Source organism: Streptococcus suis, from assembly GCF_016743335.1.
In the GTDB taxonomy this organism is placed as follows: domain Bacteria; phylum Bacillota; class Bacilli; order Lactobacillales; family Streptococcaceae; genus Streptococcus; species Streptococcus suis_Y.
Genome location: NZ_WCJE01000070.1, coordinates 1 through 5,330 on the forward strand (window position 1 = coordinate 1; position 5,330 = coordinate 5,330).

Here is a 5,330-nt window from a genome sequence, read left to right on the forward strand (position 1 = left end):
AAAAAGTGTTGACAAGCCCATCAGAAGATGATAGAATGATTGAGTTGTCTCTTGAGGGACTGGTTAACAGAGGAACGAAAAAAGTTTCAAAAAAGTGTTGACAAAGTTCACAAGAAATGATAAACTAAGATAGTTGTCGCGAGAGCGATGAACAAGACCTTTGAAAATTAAAGAAGACGAACCAAACGTGCAGGGTGATTTATCTAAGGATAAATCGTCAATGACAAAACAAAACAATAAAACGGAAAGCTAGCAATAGCTTGAGTTTGAATCAAAACTTTTAATGAGAGTTTGATCCTGGCTCAGGACGAACGCTGGCGGCGTGCCTAATACATGCAAGTAGAACGCTGAAGTCTGGTGCTTGCACTAGACGGATGAGTTGCGAACGGGTGAGTAACGCGTAGGTAACCTGCCTCATAGCGGGGGATAACTATTGGAAACGATAGCTAATACCGCATAACAGTATTTACCGCATGGTAGATACTTGAAAGGAGCAATTGCTTCACTATGAGATGGACCTGCGTTGTATTAGCTAGTTGGTGGGGTAACGGCTCACCAAGGCATCGATACATAGCCGACCTGAGAGGGTGATCGGCCACACTGGGACTGAGACACGGCCCAGACTCCTACGGGAGGCAGCAGTAGGGAATCTTCGGCAATGGGGGCAACCCTGACCGAGCAACGCCGCGTGAGTGAAGAAGGTTTTCGGATCGTAAAGCTCTGTTGTAAGAGAAGAACTGTGAGAAGAGTGGAAAGTTTCTCATTTGACGGTATCTTACCAGAAAGGGACGGCTAACTACGTGCCAGCAGCCGCGGTAATACGTAGGTCCCGAGCGTTGTCCGGATTTATTGGGCGTAAAGCGAGCGCAGGCGGTTTGATAAGTCTGAAGTAAAAGGCTGTGGCTTAACCATAGTACGCTTTGGAAACTGTCAAACTTGAGTGCAGAAGGGGAGAGTGGAATTCCATGTGTAGCGGTGAAATGCGTAGATATATGGAGGAACACCGGTGGCGAAAGCGGCTCTCTGGTCTGTAACTGACGCTGAGGCTCGAAAGCGTGGGGAGCGAACAGGATTAGATACCCTGGTAGTCCACGCCGTAAACGATGAGTGCTAGGTGTTGGGTCCTTTCCGGGACTCAGTGCCGCAGCTAACGCATTAAGCACTCCGCCTGGGGAGTACGACCGCAAGGTTGAAACTCAAAGGAATTGACGGGGGCCCGCACAAGCGGTGGAGCATGTGGTTTAATTCGAAGCAACGCGAAGAACCTTACCAGGTCTTGACATCCCGATGACCGCCCTAGAGATAGGGTTTCTCTTCGGAGCATCGGTGACAGGTGGTGCATGGTTGTCGTCAGCTCGTGTCGTGAGATGTTGGGTTAAGTCCCGCAACGAGCGCAACCCCTATTGTTAGTTGCCATCATTCAGTTGGGCACTCTAGCGAGACTGCCGGTAATAAACCGGAGGAAGGTGGGGATGACGTCAAATCATCATGCCCCTTATGACCTGGGCTACACACGTGCTACAATGGCTGGTACAACGAGTCGCAAGTCGGTGACGGCAAGCTAATCTCTTAAAGCCAGTCTCAGTTCGGATTGTAGGCTGCAACTCGCCTACATGAAGTCGGAATCGCTAGTAATCGCGGATCAGCACGCCGCGGTGAATACGTTCCCGGGCCTTGTACACACCGCCCGTCACACCACGAGAGTTTGTAACACCCGAAGTCGGTGAGGTAACCATTTAGGAGCCAGCCGCCTAAGGTGGGATAGATGATTGGGGTGAAGTCGTAACAAGGTAGCCGTATCGGAAGGTGCGGCTGGATCACCTCCTTTCTAAGGAAATGGAAACCTGTACGTCAGTCTTCTTTAATTTTGAGAGGTCTTGTGGGGCCTTAGCTCAGCTGGGAGAGCGCCTGCTTTGCACGCAGGAGGTCAGCGGTTCGATCCCGCTAGGCTCCATTAACAACGGAAGTTGTTAAGGTTTTGTCCATTGAAAATTGAATATCTATCAAACATTCCTGATGTATCTGAAAGGATACATTAAGAAATAGTAACAAGAAAATAAACCGAAAACGCTGTGAATATTTAATGAGTTTTCTAGTTTAGAAAAAACTAGTAATTAAGGTTAAGTTAATAAGGGCGCACGGTGGATGCCTTGGCACTAGAAGCCGATGAAGGACGTGACTAACGACGAAATGCCTTGGGGAGCTGTAAGTAAGCAATGATCCAGGGATGTCCGAATGGGGGAACCCGGCAGGTAATGCCTGTCACTCACTACTGTTAAGGTAGTGAAGAGGAAGACGCAGTGAACTGAAACATCTAAGTAGCTGCAGGAAGAGAAAGCAAAAGCGATTGCCTTAGTAGCGGCGAGCGAAACGGCAGGAGGGCAAACCGAGGAGTTTACTCCTCGGGGTTGTAGGACTGCAATGTGGACTTAAAGAGTATAGAAGAACTACCTGGGAAGGTAGGCCAAAGAGAGTAATAGCCTCGTATTTGAAATATTCTTTATACCTAGCAGTATCCTGAGTACGGCGAGACACGCGAAATCTCGTCGGAATCCGGGAGGACCATCTCCCAACCCTAAATACTCTCTAGTGACCGATAGTGAACCAGTACCGTGAGGGAAAGGTGAAAAGTACCCCGGAAGGGGAGTGAAATAGAACCTGAAACCGTGTGCCTACAACAAGTTCGAGCCCGTTAATGGGTGAGAGCGTGCCTTTTGTAGAATGAACCGGCGAGTTACGATATGATGCGAGGTTAAGTTGAAGAGACGGAGCCGTAGGGAAACCGAGTCTTAATAGGGCGGATTAGTATTATGTCGTAGACCCGAAACCATGTGACCTACCCATGAGCAGGTTGAAGGTGCGGTAAGACGCACTGGAGGACCGAACCAGGGCACGTTGAAAAGTGCTTGGATGACTTGTGGGTAGCGGAGAAATTCCAAACGAACTTGGAGATAGCTGGTTCTCTCCGAAATAGCTTTAGGGCTAGCGTCGACATTTGAGAATCTTGGAGGTAGAGCACTGTTTGGATGAGGGGGCCATCTCGGTTTACTGATTTCAGATAAACTCCGAATGCCAATGATTTATGGTCGGCAGTCAGACTGCGAGTGCTAAGATCCGTAGTCGAAAGGGAAACAGCCCAGACCACCAGCTAAGGTCCCAAAATAATTGTTAAGTGGAAAAGGATGTGGGGTTGCACAGACAACTAGGATGTTAGCTTAGAAGCAGCTATTCATTCAAAGAGTGCGTAATAGCTCACTAGTCGAGTGACCCTGCGCCGAAAATGTACCGGGGCTAAAACAATTTACCGAAGCTGTGGATAACACTTAGGTGTTATGGTAGGAGAGCGTTCTATGTGTGAAGAAGGTATACCGTGAGGAGTGCTGGAACGCATAGAAGTGAGAATGCCGGTATGAGTAGCGAAAGATGGGTGAGAATCCCATCCACCGTAAGACTAAGGTTTCCAGGGGAAGGCTCGTCCGCCCTGGGTTAGTCGGGACCTAAGGAGAGACCGAAAGGTGTATCCGATGGACAACAGGTTGATATTCCTGTACTAGAGTATGAAGTGATGGAGGGACGCAGTAGGCTAACTAAAGCGGGCGATTGGAAGAGCCCGTCTAAGCAGTGAGGTGTGATATGAGTCAAATGCTTGTATCTGTAACATTGAGCTGTGATGGGGAGCGAAGATAAGTAGCGAAGTTAGTGACGTCACACTGCCGAGAAAAGCTTCTAGCGATGTATCATACTCTACCCGTACCGCAAACCGACACAGGTAGTCGAGGCGAGTAGCCTCAGGTGAGCGAGAGAACTCTCGTTAAGGAACTCGGCAAAATGACCCCGTAACTTCGGGAGAAGGGGTGCTGACTTAAAGTCAGCCGCAGTGAATAGGCCCAAGCAACTGTTTATCAAAAACACAGCTCTCTGCTAAATCGTAAGATGATGTATAGGGGGTGACGCCTGCCCGGTGCTGGAAGGTTAAGAGGAGGGTTTAGCGCAAGCGAAGATCTGAATTGAAGCCCCAGTAAACGGCGGCCGTAACTATAACGGTCCTAAGGTAGCGAAATTCCTTGTCGGGTAAGTTCCGACCCGCACGAAAGGCGTAATGATTTGGGCACTGTCTCAACGAGAGACTCGGTGAAATTTTAGTACCTGTGAAGATGCAGGTTACCCGCGACAGGACGGAAAGACCCCATGGAGCTTTACTGCAGTTTGATATTGAGTATCTGTACCACATGTACAGGATAGGTAGGAGCCTAGGAAGTCGGGACGCCAGTTTCGACTGAGGCGCTGTTGGGATACTACCCTTGTGTTATGGCTACTCTAACCCGGATAGGTTATCCCTATCGGAGACAGTGTCTGACGGGCAGTTTGACTGGGGCGGTCGCCTCCTAAAAGGTAACGGAGGCGCCCAAAGGTTCCCTCAGAATGGTTGGAAATCATTCGCAGAGTGTAAAGGTATAAGGGAGCTTGACTGCGAGAGCTACAACTCGAGCAGGGACGAAAGTCGGGCTTAGTGATCCGGTGGTTCCGTATGGAAGGGCCATCGCTCAACGGATAAAAGCTACCCTGGGGATAACAGGCTTATCTCCCCCAAGAGTTCACATCGACGGGGAGGTTTGGCACCTCGATGTCGGCTCGTCGCATCCTGGGGCTGTAGTCGGTCCCAAGGGTTGGGCTGTTCGCCCATTAAAGCGGCACGCGAGCTGGGTTCAGAACGTCGTGAGACAGTTCGGTCCCTATCCGTCGCGGGCGTAGGAAATTTGAGAGGATCTGCTCCTAGTACGAGAGGACCAGAGTGGACTTACCGCTGGTGTACCAGTTGTCTTGCCAAAGGCATCGCTGGGTAGCTATGTAGGGACGGGATAAACGCTGAAAGCATCTAAGTGTGAAACCCACCTCAAGATGAGATTTCCCATAACTTTATGTTAGTAAGAGCCCTGAGAGATGATCAGGTAGATAGGTTGGAAGTGGAAGTGTGGCGACACATGTAGCGGACCAATACTAATCGCTCGAGGACTTATCCAAGATAAGTAACGAAGGCGTTACAAATTCTGTATGAAAATAGGAAACTGACGCAGAGTCAATAGACTCTAGGAAGTTTATCTTTTTCACTAAGAATTTAGCCTGAGTACAATTACTCACGAGTCAATATTGACAAGCGAACGGTTTCTTGTTAGAATATAGATATTCAATTTTGAGTTGACAAGACTCAGTAGTTAAGTGACGATAGCCTAGGAGATACACCTGTACCCATGCCGAACACAGCAGTTAAGCCCTAGAACGCCTGAAGTAGTTGGGGGTTGCCCCCTGTTAGATACGGTAGTCGCTTAGCA

Annotated in this window: 1 tRNA gene and 3 rRNA genes; all 4 read left to right on the top strand. The window is 49.1% G+C overall.

The features are described from left to right. Positions 1-279 precede the first annotated feature (279 nt). The 4 genes from F9856_RS11595 to rrf all read left to right on the top strand — a co-directional run bounded on the left by F9856_RS11595 (position 280) and on the right by rrf (position 5,329). Positions 280-1,828 (top strand): 16S ribosomal RNA (locus F9856_RS11595). Between the two features lie 53 nt (positions 1,829-1,881). After that, positions 1,882-1,954 (top strand) — tRNA-Ala (locus tag F9856_RS11600). A 164-nt stretch (positions 1,955-2,118) separates the two neighbouring features. Next, a 23S ribosomal RNA gene (locus F9856_RS11605) occupies positions 2,119-5,022 on the top strand. A gap of 191 nt (positions 5,023-5,213) precedes the next feature. Beyond that, positions 5,214-5,329, top strand: a 5S ribosomal RNA gene (gene rrf / locus F9856_RS11610). Together the 16S, 23S and 5S rRNA genes with 1 tRNA gene alongside form the textbook arrangement of a ribosomal RNA operon. Position 5,330: the final 1 nt, after the last annotated feature.